We start from the raw sequence: 22,195 nt of genomic DNA on the forward strand, positions 1-22,195 counted from the left end.
TTTAGGATAAACCGTTCTCAATTTAAAACAAGTATTTTTCATAAATCCATAGAAAGAATGGTGAATGCAAAACCGATTTATCAAAAAAACATAAAACAGATATTAAGTGTATAACTCAATAAATTTTTATTCTTTTACAATAACAAATTTACCTTTAACACCCTTATCCCAGTTGTCCCATAACTCCGAACGAACCAAAACTCCTTTGTCGTCAAAAATTTTAAACTCACAGGTATTCCCTCCTGATGTCCCTTTACTGTAAGCTTCCATCTCAAAAGTATTGATACCCTCATTTAAATTAAAAACAAATTGACCGTAACTTGAATACAATTGCATTACTCCGCCTATCATTTGATTATTGATAGTTGCTTTTATCAAATCACCATCAATATAAATATAATCACGATAATAAACCGTAAAGTATTTAGATTTAGTTCTAATTTCTCCAAAGTTTTTATCAATTTTCACTAAAAGGCGATCGTCTTCTTTCAAACCTTCTCTAACCAAGGTTTTATCTAAATCCTTTGTCATTTTATCTCTAATCCTATCTCCCGGATTCACAAAATCATTCGTTTGTTCCATCGAAATTTGTTTTGCTTCCCCTATTTGGTATTTGGAACTGGAAGGCAAGACAACATCTGGCTTTTTAAAAAGATTTGGCGCTTTAATAACTGGAGCATCTGTTGCTAAAGGAATTGTTTTTTTAGGAGCCGCTGCAGTTTTCAATGGTGGAATCGCTTTAAACTTAGTACTAAACTCATTTTGAGCATAACTACTAACTGCAAAACACATCATTACAACCAACCAAAACTGCTTCATATTAATCTTATTTTGTTTCATTAATAATCCTAAGTATCAACAAATATACCAAGCTTTCATTTTATAAAACAAAACCAACATTGAACATTAAAGAAATTTTAACCAAAAGACAATTCAAAAGAACTTAAAACTATTCTTTCTCTATTATAATAGTAGCCTTAAATCCTTCAGCTATATTCCATTGATTAGATGAAATTATTGTTCCTTTATCGTCATAAATTTTAAATTCGGCTGTATTTGGAGCTGCATAGCCATCATTGATAGCTTCAAAATCAATACGATTTACTCCTTTTTGTAATGTAATATCAAATCCTTGAGATTCTCCATTCAAAAGTACTTCTTGCTCTACAATTACATAATTCAAATATACGCGCACCTTATCTCCATCAACATAAGCAGCATCTCTATATCTTACCTTAGCAACTCCCGAAGCCGTTTTAACCACTCCTAAATCCTGATCTCTCTTAGCTAACTTTTCAGAATCCGTTTCTTCTTTCTTAGGGACTTCGAATTTATTTTCCCCAATATCTTGTATTACATAGGATTTAATTTTATTGTAATCCGCCTTAGATACTTTCACGTCTTTCTCTTTAACTTCTTTTACCTTAACCTCCTTTTTTATCGGAGCAGCTTTTACAACTTTAAACTTTCCTCCAAACTCTTCTTGAGAATAAGCAGTTGATAGTATCCCGAACATCAAACCTAAAATTAAAACCTGACCCTTAAAACTAAAATATTGACTCATCATTTATATATTTAATTAAAAACTACATTCAAAAAAACGATTTTTATCAAACCATTCCAAATAGATAACAATAAAGTTTTTGATTTATTATACATAAAGGTAATCAAAAACCCCATAAGACTATTTGAGTTTATCAAAATGAGTGTTTTTTATTTTACTATTTTTTATAAATTGCACAAAATATTAGAAACTTTAACCGGAGGCATAATCCTCTACAAACTAATTAAATACATCAAAATGAAAAGAGAAAACATCTTAACAGGATCGCCATGGGAAGACAAAATGGGATATTGTCGTGCAGTTCGTATTGGAAACATCATCGAAGTTTCAGGGACTGTTGCAATTGTTGATGGCGACAAAGTAAAAGCTGATGACGCTCACGCACAAACCTTAAATATTTTAGAGAGAGTTGAAAAAGTACTGGAAGATTTAAACGCAAGTATGAAAGATGTAATCCGTACTCGTATTTTCACTACTGATGTAAGCACATTTGAAGCAGTTGCTACAGCTCATGCTACATTTTTCAAAGACATCAAACCTACAACTGGTTTTTACGGAATCAACCAATTAGTAGCTCCTGAATACTTAGTTGAAATTGAATTAACTGCTGTTTTAGCCGAATAATTAAATTTCTAAAATTACTCTTCGAGCGCAATAAAAGCAATTAGACAACTAAAACTGCTTTTGTTGCGCTCGAATACTTTACACTGCAAAGACCAAATGAACTTAAAAAAAACCATACTACTCTCGCTCAAATGGATTTTAATCTGTGCTTTGATAGGTTTTTTATCCGGTTCTGCTTCTGCATTTTTATTAGTCGCCTTAGAATGGGCAGCACATGTTAGAACCCAAAACAGTTGGCTTTTTTGGTTTTTACCCATCGGCGGACTATTCATAGGATTACTGTATCATTATTATGGCAAAGACGTAGTTAAAGGAAACAATCTTTTATTAGAGGAATACGAAACTCCTAAAAAAACAATTCCGTTAAAAATGGCTCCTTTTGTACTCATTGGAACCATTATTACACATCTTTTTGGAGGTTCAGCTGGTCGTGAAGGAACCGCTGTACAAATGGGAGGCGCTATTGCCGACCAATTTACACGAATATTCCAGCTCGATGAAACAGATAGAAAAACACTGATTATTTTAGGAATCAGTGCCGGATTTGCTTCTGTTTTCGGAACTCCACTTGCTGGTGCTATCTTTGCCCTGGAAGTAGTTTACTTTTGTAAAATAAGTTTAAAAAGCAGTATCCTTTCCTTTGTTGTTGCCTTTTTTGCTTACTACACAGTAGCACTTTGGAATGTTCATCACATTCATTATAGTATCCCGGTTATTCCCGAAATGAATCTGGAAAATTTTGTTTGGATAATTCCAACAAGTATTTTGTTTGGTTTAGCAGCTATGCTTTTTTCAAGAAATGCTCATTTTTGGAGTGCTGTATTTTCAAAAATCATCTCTTACCCACCATTGCGACCTTATATAGGCGGAATTATTTTAGCCTTAATTTTTTATTACTTTGGGGCAACTAAATTTATGGGATTAGGAATTCCGACTATTGTAGAAGCCTTTAACAAACCCAGCGAATACTACTATTTTTTACTCAAAATACTATTCACCGGATTTACCTTAGGTGCTGGTTTTAAAGGTGGCGAAGTGACTCCATTATTTTTTGTAGGCGCAACCTTAGGTAGTGCTTTATCAATTTTTATTCCCTTACCCATTGCTCTTTTGGCAGGAATGGGATTTGTAGCTGTATTTTCAGGAGCCACTCACACTCCAATTGCCTGTACCATCATGGGAATTGAATTATTCGGTATAGAGAGTGCTGGTTTTATTGCTATTTCTTGCTTCATTGCCTATCTCGCTTCGGGTTCAGTAGGTATTTATCATTCGCAAACTGTAAAAGGAGTAAAATATCATTTGTATGAAAAATTCAAAAGAAATAAACTCGAAGATTTTTAAACTTTAAAAAGAAGTTAATTTTTAAATGATTTCATAGATTACACTAAAAAAATGTAAATTCGCAACCTATGAAAATACAAGACATACAAGCGATACAATCCTTATTGGCAACGCCAAAAAAAATTGCCATTATCCCACATAGAAACCCTGATGGTGATGCCATGGGCTCTACCTTAGGATTATACCATTTTTTAAGAAAAAATAATCACGAAGCAACGGTAATATCACCAAACGAATTCCCTGATTTTTTAGCTTGGCTTCCAGGCTCAGAAACCGTTCATGTTTTCGAAAAAGACAAAGAAAATTGCACTAGAATATTAGAAGAAGCTGAAATCATTTTCACTCTTGATTTTAATGCTTTTCACCGTGTAGGCGAAATGGAAAAAGTACTCGAAGTACTCGACACTACTTACATTATGATTGATCATCATCAAAAACCGGATGATTATGCAGCCTACACCTATTCTAACATCTCTTTTGGCTCTACCTGTGAAATGGTCTACAACTTCATTTCTTTTTTAAATCAAAAAGACCAAATTGACAAAACCATAGGAACCTGTATCTATACTGGAATCCTAACCGATTCCGGCTCTTTTAAATTTCCTAACACAACTGGAAATACGCATCGAATTGTAGCCGATTTGATTGATTTAGGAGTAGAAAACACTACAATTCCTAATTTACTTTTTGACAATAGTTCTTTTAGTAGATTACAGCTATTAGGCAGAGCTTTGCAAAATTTAAAAACTTTTCCTGATCACAAAACGTCTTACACTACTCTTACTCAAGAGGAATTAAATAGTTTCAACTATGTAAAAGGAGACACTGAAGGCATTGTAAATTACGGGCTAAGCATCAAAGGGATTCAGTTTACAGCTATTTTTATCGAAAATAAAGACGAAAAAATCATTAAAATTTCTTTCCGTTCGCAAGGCGATTTTGATGTAAATGAATTTGCAAGAGAGCACTTTGACGGAGGAGGACACCGCAATGCCTCTGGAGGAAAATCAGAAGTTTCTATGGAAGAAACGATAGCAAAATTTGAGAATTTAGTAAAAAAACTAACGTTATAAATACTATGAAAGCCATCCGAATTATTGTATTAAGCGGCCTCTTGTGCTTAGGTTTTACCGCCTGTAAGCAGCATCAGGATGCCCGACGCCCTGTTTCCAGAGCTTCAGGTGTTTTTATGAAAAAATCTATTGAAAGAAACAAAAAACTCAATGCCTCTGAAGAAGACCAAATCAAAGCTTTGATGAAAAAAAATCCGAACATCAGTTACTTTGCTTCAGCAAAAGGCTATTGGTATTCTTATGACACTAAAAACGATGCTGACACCTTAACTCCTAAAAAAGGAGATGTTGCTTTTTTTAACTATGAATTAAAAGACCTAAAAGGTGCAATTATTTATTCGGAAGTAGAGTTGAGACCTCAGGTGTATCGAGTAGACAAACAAGACATCATGGTGGGATTAAGAAACGGAATCAAATTGATGCATAAAAACGAAAAAGTAAATTTCTTTTTCCCTTCACACATCGCCTATGGTTACCATGGAGACAACAAAAAAATTGGCGTTAATCAACCTTTAATTTGTACAGTAACTTTAAATGATTTCAAACCAGAAGCTGTCTATAAAAAAGAATTGGAACAAAATATCGAAACTAATTTGGCTTCAGCCGACAGTGTAAAAAAGCCCAAAAAAGTAGTTACAAAAGTAAAATCGACAACCCAAGACACTCTGGAACAATAAAACAATAAATAGTAACATATGAAAAAAAGCATTCTACTTGTATTACTTCTTATCACTACATTTTATTCCTGTAAAGAAGATAACAATAACTTAGCTGATGGCTTATATGCCAAAATAGAAACCAATAAAGGAATTATTTATTTAGAACTGGATTACAACAAAGCACCTATTACGGTAGCTAATTTTATTACGCTAGCCGAGGGGAATAATGGTTTTGTTACTCTTGAACACTTAAAAGAACGTCCTTTTTATGATGGTTTAAAATTTCATCGTGTTATCAAAGACTTCATGATTCAAACCGGAGATCCGGAAGGGACAGGATCAGGAGATGCAGGCTATAAATTTAAAGACGAATTTAGCGACTTACTTTTTGACAAAGGCGGTATTTTGGCTATGGCCAATAATGGTCCTGCTACAAACAGCAGTCAATTTTTTATCACACACGTTCCTACTCCTTGGCTAGACGGAAAACACACTATTTTTGGTCATGTAGTAGACAAAGGAATGGAAGTGGTAAATAAAATTGATCAAGGTGATGTTATCAAATCGATAACCATTATCCGTAAAGGAGAGGCTGCAAAAAAATTCGATGCCGTAAAAACATTCGACGATTATTTCTCTATCGAGTCTAAAAACCAAAAAGCGCAAAAGGATATTGAAGCTAAAAACGAAAAAGCCTACGATGAGAAATTCGCAAAAATAATTACCGATAAAATAAGCTATTTTGAAGCTTTAAAAGCTAAAACAACCAAAACAGCTTCCGGATTAAAATACATCATCACTCAAAAAGGAGGTGGTAAAAAACCAGCCAAAGGAGCAGAAATATCCATTAAATATGCAGGTTTTCTAGAAAACGGAAAACTTTTTGACACCAGTATTGAAAGTGTAGCACAAGCTTTTGGAAAATTTGACCCAAACAGAGCAGCACAAGGCGGTTACCAACCGATTCCTTTTCAAGCAGGAAGAAAAGATGGTATGATTCCCGGATTTATTGAGGGTCTTGAAAAAATGTCTTTTGGAGACAAAGCAGTTTTATTTATTCCTTCTCATTTAGCCTATGGTGCTGGTGGAGCAGGAGATGTAATTCCTCCTTATGCCAACATTATTTTCGAAATTGAATTAGTACAAGCACAATAATTTAAAAACACAACTTTAGAGAAACGCAATCCAATGAAATTTAGAATATTATTTTTAGCATTCTTTGCCTTAATTACAGCACAGGCTCAAGAAACCTCAAAAAAACAAGTCAAAAAAGCAACTACTATAAAAGAAGACGGCATTTTTGCAACCATTAATACTAACAAAGGAGCAATTGTTTTACAATTAGAATTCCAAAAAACACCTGTTACGGTTGCTAATTTCATTAGCCTTGCCCAAGGTAAAAACGAATTTGTAACTGACAAAAAACTAAAAGGAAAACCATTCTTTGATGGTTTAAAATTCCACCGTGTTATTCAGGATTTCATGATTCAAGGCGGTGATCCGCAAGGAACTGGTGCTGGTGGAACGGGTTATTCTTTTAAAGACGAATTCATTCCTGAGTTAAAATTTGACAAAGGCGGAATTTTGGCTATGGCCAACTCTGGACCAAAAACCAATAGTAGTCAATTTTTCATCACTCACAAAGAAACTCCTTGGTTAAACGGAAAACACACCATCTTTGGACATGTTGTTGAAGGAATGGATGTAGTGAATAGCATTGCTCAGGACGATGTGATTAAAAACATCACTATTGTTCAAAAAGGTTCATTGGCAAAAAAATTCAAAGCCGAAAAAGTATTTGCTAACTATTACAACAACAAAGCAGAAGAAGAAAAGAAAGAAGCAGAAGCCAAAGCAGAAGCAGAAAGAATTCAAAAACAAAAAATGGCAGCTCTAGTTACTGAAAAAGTTGCTTATTTGAACAGCCAAAAAGCAACTGCAACCACTACTCCATCAGGATTAGTATACAAAATAGTTCAAAAAGGAACGGGTGCAAAGCCAGCTGCCGGAACTACTGTTTATTTTCATTATTCGGGTTTTTTTGAAAACGGAAACTTATTTGACAGCAGCCGTAAAGAAATTGCTAAAACCTACGACAAATACAACGAAATGCGTGAGATGCAAGGTGGCTACAATCCTTTCCCATTTGAAATAGGTAAAAAAGACGGTATGATTCCAGGATTTATCGAAGCCCTTGATTTGCTTTCTTTTGGAGACAAAATAATTGCTTACATTCCATCTAAATTAGCTTATGGCGAAAGCGGTGCAGGTGGCGTGATTCCTCCAAATGCTACTTTAATTTTTGAACTGGAAATTTTCGACAAACAAACCGAAAAAAAATAAAATCAAGAATTCAAAATCTATAATCCGATTGGTGCAAGCCAGTCGGATTTTTTTTTGGGCGTGCCCTTGTTGCAGAACTATTTCGTATAATTTCCCATTTTTTCTGCAACAAGGTCGGGCTGTACGCTCTATTCCCGATTAACAAAAACTACGGATAAAAGCCTTGTTTTTCTAAAACGGGAGATGCCGCTTCCATCCCTCACGCAAGACAAAATTCACAACAGCCTCTCTTTGCTATAAAAATTGACTACAAGCTTTTTTTATGACAAACCATATTAAAAAAAACACAACTTTTCTTACCTAAACAAACTTATTTTTTTATATTTGACAAAATATTCTGAGTTTTTAATAGAGGTACATTAAATCTTAATTAGGTTCAACACTCAAAAACCACTAAATATATTATTAATCACAAATTTATAAATTGTATGTTTCATCAAATTAATGAAATAATAGACATCAATCTGAAACTTATATTTCAGTCAAAAAACCAATCCTTGAAGTTCTCAGAATTTAAAGATAAAAACGGGGAAAAACTTGGAAAAATCATGGAACTTTTCCAACTCATGGAGAACGAAAACCTGATCAAAATAGAAACCAACAAATGTATTTTAACCGAATTCGGGAAAGACATTGTTGAAAATGGGGGTTGGTTTGAACATTTGAAAAAAAAGAAGGAAAAAGAAAAAATCAAAACTGGAGAAACAAAAAAACACAAGCTCACTAAAAAACCTAAAAAAAAATCCTTTTCTTTTCTAACTAATCATTTTAAAAATATTCTAAAAATAAAAAATAAGACATGAGCATTCAAGATTTTTTTTCTGAAGAATGTGAAAAACTATTCTTAATTCACAAAGCAAGTTTGATTGAAAAAACCTCATTTAATGAGAAAAAAAACAACTTAAATCCAGAAGACTATCCTAAATTTGATCGTGAATTTAGAAGTTTTCAAAGAAAAATAAGTTTAAATTTAACGAAGCTGGTAAAGAAAAACCGTAATACAAACGTAGAAGAGATTTTAGAACCCATTGCTAATAAATATGCCAAATTGTTTCTAAACTTAGTCGATTTATCAAAAATTGACCTTGAAAAAACCAGAATTAAAGCTAGCGAAACTTTAAATAAAGAGTCAAAGAAATAACTAAAATAAAAAGCCCTTTCACTCCTGAGAATGAAAGGGCTTCTAAATAGTATAAAACAGAAAGTTATTTTTTCCCAAACTTCCAGTCAAACTCATCTTTATCATTGATGATAGCTCCCACTTCAACTTTAACTACCTCATCAAACTCCGTTTGAAATAACAACCAATTGTCTTCATTAAAATAATTTTCAAAAGTATCAAATTCTTCCTGTGTGAATTTAGTAATGCTTTTTTGAGCTAAATCTTTTTTAACGTCTTTGATATTTCGCCCAATCAATTTATTGCCAAACAATTCCAAATCGGCACTAGAGGCTACAATATAACCCATTTTAAAATCTTCCTCTTTATAAAAAGTCAAACGCATTTTGAACTTATTATACACAAAAATCACATTCTCATCTTCGTCTTTGTAATTTCTGTCTGCTGTTCCATAAACGGCTGTAACATCTTTTTGTTTCATACCGAAAATGAGTTTATCAATTCCGTTTTTAAGGTTTATTTTCATATATGTAAAATTTATTTTTTAGCGGTCAGACCTGTCTGCCGACAGGCAGGTATGTTATCGCCTTTTTACTTAGCAGTGTTTGCTTGCGCAAACTTATTCTTAGTGGCGATTTCATATCTCTAATTTTTGCGCAAAGTTCGCAAACTTTTTCACATCTCGAGCATCTTTAGTCGTTTATAATCTTAAGATTTTACTAAAGCCAAACTGGATACGATAAATTTTCAGTAAATTAGTATGCAATGGTTACTCAGGTAACAACAGCAATTTTGCTTTAAAAAATTCGAAAAAACCATCCCCAATCTAAATTGGTTTTCGAAAAAAAATAATTCTTATGAACCTACCTTTCAAAGATAAAAAGTTTCTTTTCTTGCTCCTATCTGTTGGTATTGTAATCATCTTAGAAATACTATCGCTTTTAGGAATTCATCTACCGATGCCTTATGCACCATTTGTTTTTGTTCTTTTCATCATCATCATAGGTCATGAAGTCATTCTTAAAGGACTCCAAGCTATCATTAAACTCAACTTTAGCAGCATCAATTTACTAATGACTATTGCGGTTATTGCAGCCTTATATTTAGGTGAATATCCGGAAGCGGCCGTTGTAATTGTTCTTTATGTTTTAGGCGAACGCTTAGAAGACATTGGACTGGAAAATTCAAAATCGGCACTGGACGATTTAATTCAAAGTGTACCCAAAACAGCATTTGTGAAAAAAGTAAATAAAGAAGTTGCTATTGACGAAATTGAAATTGGTTCAGTAATCCAAATCAAACGAGGCAACATTATTCCTTTGGACGGAAAAATTACTTTTGGAGAAAGTATGATTGACGAATCGGCTATTACGGGTGAACCTATTGCAAAAGAAAAACAAGTGGGCGATACTGTTTTTGCGGGCACACTCAACAACACTGGTTTTATCGAAATAAAAACCACTAAACTGGCTAACGATACCACTTTTGCTAAAATTATCCAACTTACATTTGAAGCCGGAGCTGCCAAAAGTGAAACTCAAAAATTCATCCAACGCTTTTCAAAACTATACACTCCCATTATCATTGGATTAGCCATCATAATTTTTGTTATTCCAGTTTTTGTAATAGGTCTGGATTTTAATCATTGGTTAAAACAAGCTGTAACATTATTAGTCATTGCTTGTCCTTGCGCTTTAGTTATCTCGACTCCTGTTGCTATTTATGCCGCTATTGGTAATGCTTCTTCAAAAGGGGCTCTAATAAAAGGAGGCAAATACATTGAAGCTTTAGCCGAAATCAAAGCAATTGCCTTAGACAAAACCAGAACGATTACCTATGGAACGCCTGTAGTTTCAGATGTTTTTCCTCTAATAGGAACCAGCCGGGAAGAATTGCTTTCCTGTGCCGCTGGAGCCGAATTATTCTCAGAACATCCATTGGCTCAAGCCATAATCACAGCAACTAGAGCAGAAGGATTTGAACCGCATACTGCCAAAGATTTTAAAAGTATCATAGGTAAAGGAGCTACTGCAAAATGTGAAGTGTGCCAAGTAGACACCGTACTTGTGGGTAAACTGGAATTTATTAGAGAATACCATGAAATATCAGAAGAAGTAGAAGCAATAGAAGCACAATTAGCTACCGAAGGAAAAACAAGTGTATTAGTGAGTTTTGGCAAAGGTGTTGCAGGAATTATTGGTCTTACCGATAAAATTAAACCTGATAGTTCCTCAGCAATACAACAATTGTACGAACAAAACATAGCCGTAATTATGCTCACTGGCGACAGCGAAAAAGCGGCCCATTATGTAGCAAGACAAGTGGGAATTACAAAAGTATTTGGAAGTTTGCTACCTGAAGAAAAAGCAGAAGAAATAAAAGCCCTTATACAACAATACGATAAAGTAGCCATGGTAGGCGATGGAATCAATGATGCCCCTGCACTAGCCTTAAGCACCGTGGGAATAGCCATGGGAGCAGCAGGCAGCGATACTGCAATAGAAACCGCTAACATTGCATTGATGAACGATCAACTTTCTTTAATTCCTTTTCTAATTCGGTTGAGCAAAAAAACCATCAAACAAATAAAAATCAACACCATTGGTGCTGTAGCTACTAAACTTGTTTTTATTCTCCTTGCTATCTTTGGTTATAGCAATTTAGTTTTAGCCATTGCTGCCGATGTGGGGGTAACCTTAATAGTCGTTTTGGTTAGTTTGAATCTAATGCGATTTGAAAACACCAAAGCCTAAAAACTATTTTTCAACACTTTCAGCAGAAAAAAAAGAAGAATTAGACTAACAATCAAGACATTATTCACTAACTTTCCTATTGCAAAAAATCAAAAACAGTCTTTCTTTAGTCTTCAATTAAAATCTGAAAGCCATGAATATCTCTTTTGAAAAAAAAATATTTCTAGGATTTATCATTAATGTTGTAATTGTCATTGCAGCTGCGTGGATTTTTTTAGCTCGAATAAATTCAGAACGAGATATTGCAATGGATGTCAAACTGGAAATCATCGAGATTGGTTTATTTACTCTTTCAATTCTTCTATTAATTGTGGTTTATTTTATTATTAAAACCCAATTAAAAGCTAAAGAAGCGGCTCAAAAACTACTGGAAGAAAACAAACAATTACTCCAATCCATTATTGACAACACTTCAAGTCCTATTTCCATAAAAAAATTAAATGGCGAATACCTATTAATCAACCAAAATTTTGGCGAATTATTTGGAACCACCAACGAACGAATTATTGGCAAAACCGATCTTGATTTTCTACCCCGGGAAATTGCCGAAAGCTATCGAAGTTCGGATTTAGAAGTCGCTAAGAAATTAATCGAAATAAAATCAGAAGAAACCATTCAACAAAAAGATGGTCCTCATACTTATATTGCTGTTAAATTCCCCTTATATGATGCCACAGGAAGGATTTATGCCATTGGAGGCATATCAACTGACATTACCGAAAGGAAAAAACTGGAAGACTCCCTAAAAGCTACAGATGCTTTCTTTAATATGTCTTTCGATATTTTTACCGTGGCTAAAAACGACCATTTTATTAAAATCAATGCTGCTTTTACGAATACTCTGGGCTATACACAAAAAGACATGGATGAAATCAAATTCATGGATCTTACCCATCCTGATGACCGCACTACTTCTGACCAAGTATTAACCGAAATACTCAAAGGAAAGACTGTGATTAGTTTTAAAAATAGAGTCCGCCATAAAGACGGTACTTACCGATGGCTGGACTGGAATAGTAATATTGATTTGAAAGAAGGAATCATCTATTCGGCAGCTCGCGATATTACTGAAACCGTTGAATTAGGATTAGAACAACAAAAAGCCGTTGATGAATTATATGAAAACGAAGAAAAACTACGAGTAATTGTTGAAAACATTGGCGAAGGGGTTATTGTAGCCAATGCCGACAAAAAGGTTATTCTTGCTAATTATATGGCTAATGATATTTTTGGAATTGAAGAAGACGATAAAATTTCGATGGATCTCACTACTCATTTCGAGCTTTACTTTCCAGACGAAAAAACCATATTTCCTGCTCAAAATCTACCTATGGAACGCGCCTTTAATGGCGAAGTAACCGATGATGTAGATGTGGTGCTTTGGGATCCAACTTCACGCGAAAAAAGAAGAGTTCTTATTAGTGGTCGTCCTTTAATTGATCAGGATAACAATATTGTTGCTGCCGTTATAACCATTAAAGACATTAGTAAGTACAAAAAAATGGAAGAAGAACTCGAAGAAACGGAAACCAAATACCGTAAACTCATTGGTTTTAAAAATGAGGCCAAAGAGGATAAAATAGAAGATAAAGACAAGAAAAAGCCATTATAATCGCATAAAAAAAGCGTTAAGATTTAAAACTTAACGCTTTTTTATTTTATTCTTCCTCGTACATTTCATCATAACGGGCAGGAATTTGCGGATCGTACAGTGGACACTTAAATTCTTCCATGATGCCTACTAAAACATCCATTGTTTTACCTTCTGTTCCGTAACAATCTATTTGAACGGTTTGAGGAGTTGTTTTTACTTGAAAAGCACCTACTCCATCCTTGTTTTTCCAGCTGTTCTCATCTACTCTTTCCCATTTAGAAAACACCGAAGCAATTCGGTTGATAATAACCACAACAGGAAGTTCGTCTAAACCTTCGATAGTTTCTTGCTCATCGATGGCTTCATAAACCTCTTGATGGTTTAAATAAACACCTTCTAAATAATTCCAAAAAAGTAATTCGTACATCTCATTTTATTTTTTAGCCCCGATAGTAGCGACATCCTTTATCTTTTTTCTTTAAAAAGATAAAGATATAGCGGATAGCGGGATTAGCTGCTAGCTATATTAATATTCGAAAGTACCGTATTCGCTGGAAATAGTCAATTTCTTAGCATCAGCAGCTTCAACGCGACCTACAATTTGTGCATTAACATTGAACGATTTTGAAATCGCAATAATATCCTGTGCAACAGCTTCAGGAACATAAATTTCCATACGATGTCCACAGTTAAAAACCTGATACATTTCTTTCCAATCCGTTTTTGATTGTTCCTGAATTAATTTGAACAATGGTGGAACTGCAAATAAATTGTCTTTTATAATATGTAAATTATCTACACCGTGCCCGTCGGCAGGCAGGAAATGTAAAATCTTAGTTTGTGCTCCACCACTACAGTGAACCATTCCGTGAATTTCATTCGAAGAATATTGATCTAAAATTTTCTTGATAATTGGTGCATAAGTACGTGTTGGCGAAAGCACTAATTGTCCGGCATCGATTGGTGAATTTTCTACCGCATCAGTCAATTTTACCTGACCTGAATAAATTAATTCTTCAGGAACAGCAGCATCGTAACTTTCCGGGTATTTTGTTGCCAAATATTTCCCAAAAACATCATGACGAGCCGATGTCAATCCGTTACTTCCCATTCCGCCATTATAGCTTTTTTCATAAGAAGCCTGACCGAAAGATTCCAATCCTACGATTACATCACCTGCTTTAATATTTGCATTGTCAATTACCTTAGAACGTTTCATTCGAGCCGTAACAGTAGAATCTACAATGATTGTTCGAACAATATCACCCACATCAGCAGTTTCTCCACCTGTAGAATGAATACTAACTCCAAAAGAATCCAGTTCTTTAATTAATTCTTCGGTTCCATTGATAATTGCCGAAATTACTTCGGCTGGAATTAGGTTTTTATTTCTTCCAATTGTGGATGAAAGTAAAATATTATCGGTTGCACCTACACATAATAAATCGTCAATATTCATGATTAAAGCATCTTGAGCAATGCCTTTCCAAACCGAAATATCTCCCGTTTCTTTCCAATACATGTAAGCCAATGAGGACTTAGTTCCTGCACCATCGGCGTGCATGATAAGACAATAATCATCGTCTTGGGTTAGATAATCAGGGACAATTTTACAAAATGCCTGAGGAAACAATCCTTTATCTATATTTTTTATAGCATTATGTACATCTTCTTTGGATGCCGAAACACCACGTTGCGCATATCTTTTTGAAGTATCTGAGCTCATGAATTGTAATTGTGTTAGTTGCAATGGAGCAACTTGGTTTTGCGGCAAAGATAATTATTTTTTTGGGTTTATCCAGTCCCATTCTTCTAAGCGTTTTCTAAAATCTGTAATCAACATTCAGAATCCCATTTTATTTCACTAAATTTAATACAGAATACTAAAAACCAATTCGATAACAAAAAAAATCAAATTTAAAAACACAATACAAGGTGGAAACCAGCGACCACGATAAAAAACGGGGCTATTCCGAAAAGCCAAAAGAGTAGGAAACTAAATTTTTACAAGATGCCAAAATATGTAATTGAAAGAGACATACCAGGTGCGGGGAACCTTAATGCAGAACAGCTAAAAGGCATTTCACAAACTTCCTGCGGGGTATTGAACAAAATGGGACCTGAAATCCAATGGGTAAACAGTTTTGTAACAACCGACAAAATCTATTGTGTTTATATTGCTCAGAATGAAGAAATGGTTCGTGAGCATGCAAAACTAGGCGGATTTCCAGCAAATTCGATAAGTAAAGTATCCACAATTATTGACCCAACTACTTCTGAATGATTCATACAATCAACAAAATTAGTTTCATCAAAAAAATCTTTAGCAACAACTTAGAGAAACAAAAAATGCCTATCCAAAACGAATAGGCATTTTCTACAATAAACAATATCTTATTACTTAGTAAACAACAACTCTCTGTATTTAGTTAGCGTCCACAATTCATTATCAACTAATAATTCTAATTTATCACAGTGATTTCTAATGATTTCAAAATATGGTTTTACTTTATTGCAATAAGCTTCAGCTGTTTTTTGAGCATTATCTAAAGCATTCGCATTTTTTCTTTCATTACGCATCTCCTCTACTTTAGCATTGATACCTTCGATATGAGTAGAAATTTCTTTTATCAAACCAATTTGCTCTTTAGCAATCGATTCGAATTCTTTTCCAAAAATATCTTTCAAGCCCTTTACATTTTCAATCAACGTATTTTGGTAACGAATAGCTGTTGGGATAACATGATTTTTCGAAATATCTCCTAAAACCCTACTTTCAATTTGGATTTTCTTAGTGTATTCTTCTAATTCAATTTCGTAACGCGCTTCTACTTCCACATGATTCATAATTCCTAATTCAGAAAATAAATCCAAGGCTCTTTTTGATGCTCTCGCTTTCAACGCTTCAGGTGTAGTTTTAAAATTACTCAAACCTCTTTTCTTAGCTTCTTTTTCCCAGGCATCACTATAACCGTCGCCTTCAAAAAGGATATCTTTAGAAACCTTAATATACTCTCTCAAAACATTAAAAATAGCATCGTCTTTTTTCATTGCTTTTGAATCAATCAAAGCATCCACTTCCACTTTAAAATCTCTTAATTGCTTAGCAACAATCGTATTTAAAGTAGTCATTGCATTCGAACAGTTTGCTGAAGAACCTACTGCTCTGAACTCAAATTTATTTCCTGTAAAAGCAAAAGGTGACGTTCTGTTTCTATCAGTATTATCTAAAATTACCTCTGGAATTTTTCCAACTACGTTTAATTTCAAATCAGTTTTTTCCTCTGGCGATAATTTACCTGTAGTTACACTTTCTAATTCGGCCAAAACCTTAGTCAATTGTTCTCCAATAAACACCGAAATGATTGCCGGAGGCGCTTCATTAGCTCCCAAACGATGGTCATTACTAGCTGTTGCAATCGAAGCACGTAGCAATTCTTCATAATCGTTTACGGCTTTGATGGTATTGATAAAGAAAGTTAAGAACTGCAAATTACTCATTGGAGTTTTACTCGGACTCAAAAGATTCACTCCAGTATCAGTTGCCAATGACCAGTTGTTGTGTTTCCCTGAACCATTTACTCCTTTAAAAGGCTTTTCATGTAATAACACTTTGAAATCATGACGCTCAGCCACTTTTTGCATCACATCCATCAAAAGACAGTTATGATCCACCGCAAGATTTGTTTCTTCGAAAATAGGTGCTAATTCAAATTGATTAGGTGCCACCTCATTATGACGCGTTTTAACCGGAATTCCTAGCAACATACATTCTTGTTCTAAATCACGCATATAAGTCAACGCGCGAGTAGGAATAGAACCAAAATAATGATCGTCTAATTGTTGGCCTTTTGCCGAAGTATGTCCTAGCAAAGTTCTCCCTGTCATCATCAAATCAGGACGAGAATGAGCCAAAGCTTTATCTACCAAGAAATATTCTTGCTCCCAACCTAATGTTGCAGTTACCTTTTTTACATTTTTATCAAAATAGCGACAAACTTCTGTAGCTGCTTCATCCATTACAGCCAAAGCTCTTAACAAAGGAATTTTATTATCTAGAGCTTCTCCTGTATAAGAAATAAAAACGGTAGGAATACACAAAGTAGTACCATATATAAATGCTGGAGAAGTTGGATCCCAAGCCGTATATCCACGAGCTTCAAAAGTATTTCTGATTCCTCCGTTAGGGAAACTGGAAGCATCTGGTTCTTGTTGTACCAATTGAGCTCCACCAAATTTTTCTACAGGATCACTACCATCATAAGAAGTCTCAAAAAAAGCGTCGTGTTTCTCAGCTGTTGTTCCTGTTAAAGGTTGAAACCAATGTGTATAATGAGTAACTCCTTTGGTCAAAGCCCATTCTTTCATGCCCATGGCAATATAGTCGGCAAGTTTTCTATCTATCTTAGTTCCATGTTGAATTGCTCCTTGCACAGCCTTAAAAGCATCTGAAGTTAAATATTGCTTCATTGCTTTTTCATTAAATACATTCGAACCAAAAATGCTTGATTTTCTATTTGTCTCTTCAAAATGCACTGCTTTTCTATTTGAAGCTTCTCTTAGTGCCTGAAAACGTATTGTTGACATTATTAAGGTATTTTTAAACTGTTAATAATCAAGGTTTATAATTAAAAAACACAAAGATAAAGAATCTTAGAGTAAAAATAGCTCGCGACCGCATTATCAAATTATATTTTATTTAGCTTCAAAATTGCTTTTTTTTAAATATACCCCCATCCAAAATATAGTAATGTGAAAAATAACATCTATTCAAACAAAACAGACCCCAAGGTTTTCAGCACTAAAAAAAATATTCTATATTTGCACCACAGTTTAAATCAAGAAAATTAATTTATATTATTATGGCTAAAATAAAGTTAGAGTACCTTTGGTTAGATGGATACGAACCAACTCAAAATCTTAGAAGTAAAACAAAAGTTGAAGAACATGAAAACTTTCAAGGAACTTTAGAAGAGATCGGAAACTGGTCTTTTGATGGTTCATCTACAAAACAAGCTGAAGGAGGTTCTTCTGATTGTCTTTTAGTACCTGTTGCTATTTATCCAGATCCAGAGCGTATTAACGGATACTTAGTAATGGCTGAAGTTATGTATGCTGATGGTACTCCACACCCTTCAAACGGTAGAGCTACTATTGATGATGACAATGACGATTTCTGGTTTGGTTTCGAACAAGAATATTTCATCATGGATACTAAAACTTTATTACCATTAGGTTTCCCAGTAGGTGGATACCCTGCACCACAAGGTATGTACTACTGTTCAGTAGGTGGAAAAAACACTCACGGCAGAGCTTTAGTTGAAGAGCACGCTAACTTATGTATTAATGCAGGAATCAACTTTGAAGGTATTAACCAAGAGGTTGCTTGTGGACAATGGGAATTCCAATTATTCGCTAAAGGAGCTAAAAAAGCTGGAGACGAAATCTGGGTTGCTCGTTACTTATTAGATCGTTTGACTGAGAAATATGGTTACTATATTGAATACCACCCAAAACCACTAGGAGACACTGACTGGAATGGTTCAGGTATGCACGCTAACTTCTCTAACAATGTATTAAGAACATGTGGAGACCGAGCAACTTACGAAAGAATTTGTGAAGCTTTCCGTCCAGTAACTAAAGAGCACATTGCTGTTTACGGAGCTTACAATGACCAACGTTTAACTGGTAAACACGAAACAGCTTCTATCAATGATTTCTCTTACGGAATATCTGACAGAGGAGCTTCAATCCGTATTCCACTTATCACCGTTCAAAAAGGATGGAAAGGTTGGTTGGAAGACAGAAGACCAGCTTCTAACGGTGATCCATACAAAATCGCTGCAAGAATTATCAAAACAGTTAAATCTGCATTGTAATTTCTTCTTTATAAAATTAAAAGTGCTTTCATTTCTGAAAGCACTTTTTTTTATGCCATAAATCAGATTCTTATATCAAAAGTAAAACACAAAAAGTATCTTTGTAAAAATACAAAACAAATATCATGATAGTCTGGATTTGCTTTATATGCGCTATTTTATTATTCCTGGCATTAGATTTAGGAATTTTCAACAAAACCCCTCACGAAATCAGTTCAAAAGAAGCTGGAAAATGGACCGGAATTTGGGTATCTCTATCTTTCCTGTTTTCTGCTGTAATATATTGGTTATACCAAAATAATTATGTAGAAAACCCCGACCAGTTAAAACCTGCAATGGCTTCGATGAAATACATCACTGGTTATCTCATCGAACTTTCCCTAAGTGTTGACAATATTTTTGTAATTGCCATTATCTTTTCTTCTTTTAGAATTCCTAAAAAATACCAACACCGCGTATTGTTTTGGGGAATCATTGGGGCGATTATTTTTAGAGGGATTATGATCTATTTTGGTGTTCTTATTATCAACAAATTTGCTTGGACAGCCTATCTATTCGGAGCTTTTCTTATTTACACTGCTATAAAAATGCTCTTCACAAAAGAGGATCACGAATACAACCCTCAAAATTCACTGATATACAAATATTTGAGAAAACTAACCCCAATTACTACAAAGATTGACGGTGAACATTTTTTTGTAAAAATTGAAAATATCAATACTGCTACCCCATTATTTGTTACTTTAATTCTTATTGAAGTAATGGACGTTATTTTTGCATTAGATAGCGTACCAGCCATTTTAGCCATTACCTCAGATCCTTTTTTAGTATTTAGTTCTAATATTTTTGCCATCTTAGGATTGCGCTCTATGTATTTCTTTTTAGCTAATATGTTAGAGAAATTCAGTTATCTGGAGTACAGTTTGATTGCTATCTTAAGCTTTGTAGGACTAAAAATGATTTTTCACGATTTTGTTAATCTTCCTGAATGGACTTCTTTATCGTTTATCGCTCTTGCCCTGTTATCGGGAATTATTGCTTCAATACAAAAGGAAAAACGAAGCCAAAAAGTATAAAAACAAAAAAAGGAAATCGAGAGATTTCCTTTTTTTTATATTTCTATCAAGCTTACAATTTTACTTTTTGAACCTGACTTTCAGTAATTTTTAAAGTATTCATAACCGCTGAATAATTACTGGTATCCATTGAAGCAGCTAAAGCCGAAGGAACAATGACTACTCTGAACGTTTGATTATTGATATACCCAGGTGTATCTAGTAAATTATAAGTTCCTCTAGCAGTAATTATAAAATCTACTTTGCTAAAATCATAATCATAATCCAATTCCTGACCATTATCAAAATAAATAGTTCTTGGAATTAGTTGCCAAACTGGAGTAGTCGAATTAATCAAACTAGTTAATCGATAAATCAATACCGTTTCATCATCATATAAATTTCCTCCAATCTCATACTGAAAAGTACTCTTTAAATTATATTCATTATTAGCCACTTTAGCTAAATTAACATTCTTGATTTCAAAAGCTTCAGGAATAGTATCGTGATCCTCTTGAATGTTATTCTCTGTAGTACAACTAGAAATAGCTAAAAAGCTAACAAATGCGAAAAGTGTGAATATTTTTTTCATGGTAATAAATTTTAAATGGTTAAGATTTAAAATCAGTTATTCATTAATTATGCCAAAGTTTAATTTAACACTATTTTTTCTTTTTAAAACTAACTTCCCATTATATCTAAAAACAAAAAAACACCCGAATTAACGGGTGTTTTTAATTAAATTAATTACTCTATTTAATACGAAGACATCACACTTTTAACTGTACTTCCTTGACTAGTGGTTAATCTTACATAATATACTTGTTGTTGTTGTAAAGTATTATTGATTATGATTGTAACCTCTTTACCTAAAAAACTATCAGTATCAGTCATAGAATACACAATAATTCCTTTTGAATTAAACACTTCAATTTTCACATCTGATGTATAATCAAAATTGTACTTAATAGTTAATTGATCTTTAAATGGCACAGGATAAGCGGTAAAACTAGCAGTTTCAACACTACTAATCTTAGCAGTTGTTACGCTTGACAAATCTAAAGTTGGAGGTTCTGGACATTTTTCTATATCCCAACCAACAGCTATAGCACATTCATCAAACACTTCATTTACAGCAGCAACTGCTCCAGCTATTTCAGACAACGACACGCCATCCTCACTATTTTTAACATTATCACTATTAGCTAAAGCTCGGTTTGCCAAATCTAACAATCCAGCGATAGTTTTATCACCATTAATTGCATTAATAACAGCGGCACTGAATGTTCTATAAGTATATTCATTTTCAGTACCAACCCAAACATTGTCTTCAAAATGACCACAAACTCTTGGTTTTGCAACTGAAGAGCCACAACCTCCTTCTGGTTTGGCTGTAGCCAAAGTACCTGCTTGTAAAATGAAACTTCCTAATTGAGAAGGATTAGTTATATTAACATTCAATGACAATGCTATTGTTTGAGATAACAACACATTATTAATTCTACCATTTTTCAAGAAACTATTTGGTAAAGAAGGACAAATATCATAATTACCTGCAGGGAAAATCTCTGTAGCTTTTCCTCCTCCAGGCATTTGAGCAATGATACAATCTTCATCACCTAAGCCCATTACAACAGAAGCACCTGTTTTACCTACTGTGATAGAATTACCTGCATTTTTGATTGCTTGAGTAATTAAATCAAAAGTAACAATTCCTCCCGTTGTTCCATCACAATATTTACCGCCATAATTACCATAAGCACCTTGGGTGTAAGTACATAATGGACCACCACAAACTTCAGTAGACACATCTACACTATTGCTTCCCCCTGGACAGTTCGTTGGAGCAGCGCCAGTAGAAACTACATTATAGTTTGTTCCAGCATTAAGATTAGTCCATAATAGAGCGGCACCCGTACCTGCTTTTGCAGTCTGTACAGGGGTAGTACCAATTCTTAACTGATAACTTACTCCTAATTGTGAAGTAGTAGAAGTTACTGTTCCTGTACCAGGAGCAGAATCACAAATAGTACTTCCAGTCAATACAAGAGAAATAGGTAGAGAATTGATATTTACTGTAGCTATACTAAAATCAGCAACGCAAGGTGCAGTAGCTGAAAGTAAATACTTAAAGGTACTCGTTGTTGCATCCAATCCAGGGGTATACATACCCGTTGCAGCAACAAA

At 34.1% G+C, this 22,195-nt stretch carries 21 protein-coding genes and 1 pseudogene; 14 read left to right on the forward strand and 8 right to left on the reverse strand.

The features are described from left to right. Positions 1-114 (forward strand): annotated as a pseudogene (locus tag GTZ96_RS17115) (IS1595 family transposase); the annotation flags it as partial. A 12-nt stretch (positions 115-126) separates the two neighbouring features. On the opposite strand, the gene GTZ96_RS17120 reads toward GTZ96_RS17115, so the two are convergent. Together GTZ96_RS17120 and GTZ96_RS17125 are read right to left on the reverse strand one after the other, a co-directional pair. After that, positions 127-819 carry a hypothetical protein gene (locus GTZ96_RS17120; protein WP_161645147.1) on the reverse strand — a complete coding sequence of 231 codons (693 nt, stop codon included), beginning with the start codon at positions 817-819 and terminating at the stop codon, positions 127-129. Positions 820-949: 130 nt separating this feature from the next. Beyond that, positions 950-1,564: a hypothetical protein gene (locus GTZ96_RS17125; RefSeq protein WP_235973041.1), complete on the reverse strand. Its 615-nt coding sequence runs from the start codon at positions 1,562-1,564 to the stop codon at positions 950-952. Positions 1,565-1,801: 237 nt separating this feature from the next. On the opposite strand from GTZ96_RS17125, the gene GTZ96_RS17130 reads away from it, so the two are divergent. The 8 genes from GTZ96_RS17130 (at position 1,802) to GTZ96_RS17165 (ending at position 8,748) form a co-directional block, all read left to right on the forward strand. Further along, entirely contained in the window at positions 1,802-2,188 is a 387-nt protein-coding gene (locus tag GTZ96_RS17130; RefSeq protein ID WP_128197594.1) for a RidA family protein, read from the forward strand. A gap of 96 nt (positions 2,189-2,284) precedes the next feature. Continuing rightward, positions 2,285-3,532: a voltage-gated chloride channel family protein gene (locus GTZ96_RS17135; RefSeq protein ID WP_161645129.1), complete on the forward strand. Its 1,248-nt coding sequence runs from the start codon at positions 2,285-2,287 to the stop codon at positions 3,530-3,532. A gap of 68 nt (positions 3,533-3,600) precedes the next feature. Continuing rightward, entirely contained in the window at positions 3,601-4,605 is a 1,005-nt protein-coding gene (locus GTZ96_RS17140) for a DHH family phosphoesterase (protein ID WP_161645130.1), read from the forward strand. A gap of 5 nt (positions 4,606-4,610) precedes the next feature. Next, complete coding sequence (gene gldI / locus GTZ96_RS17145; protein ID WP_161645131.1) at positions 4,611-5,282, forward strand: gliding motility-associated peptidyl-prolyl isomerase GldI; 672 nt, start codon at positions 4,611-4,613, stop codon at positions 5,280-5,282. Between the two features lie 18 nt (positions 5,283-5,300). After that, on the forward strand, positions 5,301-6,419 hold the full coding sequence (locus tag GTZ96_RS17150) for a peptidylprolyl isomerase (RefSeq protein WP_161645132.1): 1,119 nt from the start codon (positions 5,301-5,303) through the stop codon (positions 6,417-6,419). 33 nt (positions 6,420-6,452) lie between these two features. After that, a complete protein-coding gene (locus tag GTZ96_RS17155) occupies positions 6,453-7,607 on the forward strand; it encodes a peptidylprolyl isomerase (protein ID WP_161645133.1) in 1,155 nt (384 codons plus the stop codon). Positions 7,608-8,104: 497 nt separating this feature from the next. Beyond that, positions 8,105-8,410 (forward strand): hypothetical protein, encoded by a 306-nt coding sequence (locus GTZ96_RS17160; RefSeq protein ID WP_161645134.1) that lies wholly within the window; start codon positions 8,105-8,107, stop codon positions 8,408-8,410. Beyond that, positions 8,407-8,748 carry a hypothetical protein gene (locus GTZ96_RS17165; protein WP_161645135.1) on the forward strand — a complete coding sequence of 114 codons (342 nt, stop codon included), beginning with the start codon at positions 8,407-8,409 and terminating at the stop codon, positions 8,746-8,748. The genes GTZ96_RS17160 and GTZ96_RS17165 overlap by 4 nt, the downstream gene beginning before the upstream one ends. Before the next feature lie 64 nt (positions 8,749-8,812). On the opposite strand, the gene GTZ96_RS17170 is transcribed toward GTZ96_RS17165, so the two are convergent. Then, complete coding sequence (locus tag GTZ96_RS17170; RefSeq protein ID WP_161645136.1) at positions 8,813-9,253, reverse strand: hypothetical protein; 441 nt, start codon at positions 9,251-9,253, stop codon at positions 8,813-8,815. 331 nt (positions 9,254-9,584) lie between these two features. Here GTZ96_RS17170 and GTZ96_RS17175 point away from each other — a divergent pair, with 331 nt between their 5' ends. Beyond that, the gene (locus GTZ96_RS17175; RefSeq protein WP_161645137.1) at positions 9,585-11,480 is read left to right on the forward strand and encodes a heavy metal translocating P-type ATPase; all 1,896 of its coding nucleotides are present in this window, start codon (positions 9,585-9,587) and stop codon (positions 11,478-11,480) included. Between the two features lie 133 nt (positions 11,481-11,613). Further along, entirely contained in the window at positions 11,614-13,092 is a 1,479-nt protein-coding gene (locus GTZ96_RS17180) for a PAS domain-containing protein (RefSeq protein ID WP_161645138.1), read from the forward strand. Positions 13,093-13,138: 46 nt separating this feature from the next. On the opposite strand, the gene GTZ96_RS17185 is transcribed toward GTZ96_RS17180, so the two are convergent. Next, positions 13,139-13,501 carry a hypothetical protein gene (locus GTZ96_RS17185; RefSeq protein WP_161645139.1) on the reverse strand — a complete coding sequence of 121 codons (363 nt, stop codon included), beginning with the start codon at positions 13,499-13,501 and terminating at the stop codon, positions 13,139-13,141. 99 nt (positions 13,502-13,600) lie between these two features. Continuing rightward, positions 13,601-14,800, reverse strand: coding sequence for an AIR synthase related protein (locus GTZ96_RS17190; RefSeq protein ID WP_161645140.1), 1,200 nt, complete (start codon positions 14,798-14,800; stop codon positions 13,601-13,603). A gap of 285 nt (positions 14,801-15,085) precedes the next feature. Between GTZ96_RS17190 and GTZ96_RS17195 the strand changes: the two genes are divergently transcribed. Next, positions 15,086-15,358, forward strand: coding sequence for a DUF4242 domain-containing protein (locus tag GTZ96_RS17195; RefSeq protein ID WP_161645141.1), 273 nt, complete (start codon positions 15,086-15,088; stop codon positions 15,356-15,358). 113 nt (positions 15,359-15,471) lie between these two features. On the opposite strand, the gene GTZ96_RS17200 is transcribed toward GTZ96_RS17195, so the two are convergent. Further along, complete coding sequence (locus tag GTZ96_RS17200) at positions 15,472-17,661, reverse strand: glutamine synthetase III family protein (protein WP_161645142.1); 2,190 nt, start codon at positions 17,659-17,661, stop codon at positions 15,472-15,474. 275 nt (positions 17,662-17,936) lie between these two features. Here GTZ96_RS17200 and GTZ96_RS17205 point away from each other — a divergent pair, with 275 nt between their 5' ends. Both GTZ96_RS17205 and GTZ96_RS17210 read left to right on the forward strand, forming a co-directional pair. Then, positions 17,937-18,953, forward strand: a complete 1,017-nt coding sequence (locus tag GTZ96_RS17205) for a glutamine synthetase beta-grasp domain-containing protein (protein WP_161645143.1) — start codon at positions 17,937-17,939, stop codon at positions 18,951-18,953. Positions 18,954-19,078: 125 nt separating this feature from the next. Then, on the forward strand, positions 19,079-20,029 hold the full coding sequence (locus tag GTZ96_RS17210) for a TerC family protein (RefSeq protein WP_161645144.1): 951 nt from the start codon (positions 19,079-19,081) through the stop codon (positions 20,027-20,029). A gap of 52 nt (positions 20,030-20,081) precedes the next feature. Here GTZ96_RS17210 and GTZ96_RS17215 read toward each other — a convergent pair whose 3' ends face one another. Both GTZ96_RS17215 and GTZ96_RS17220 read right to left on the reverse strand, forming a co-directional pair. Further along, positions 20,082-20,600, reverse strand: coding sequence for a hypothetical protein (locus GTZ96_RS17215; protein ID WP_161645145.1), 519 nt, complete (start codon positions 20,598-20,600; stop codon positions 20,082-20,084). 164 nt (positions 20,601-20,764) lie between these two features. Then, the coding region (locus GTZ96_RS17220; RefSeq protein WP_161645146.1) for a T9SS type A sorting domain-containing protein at positions 20,765-22,195 on the reverse strand (1,431 nt) is incomplete at its 5' end.

This window comes from Flavobacterium undicola, assembly GCF_009909155.2.
GTDB lineage: Bacteria > Bacteroidota > Bacteroidia > Flavobacteriales > Flavobacteriaceae > Flavobacterium > Flavobacterium undicola.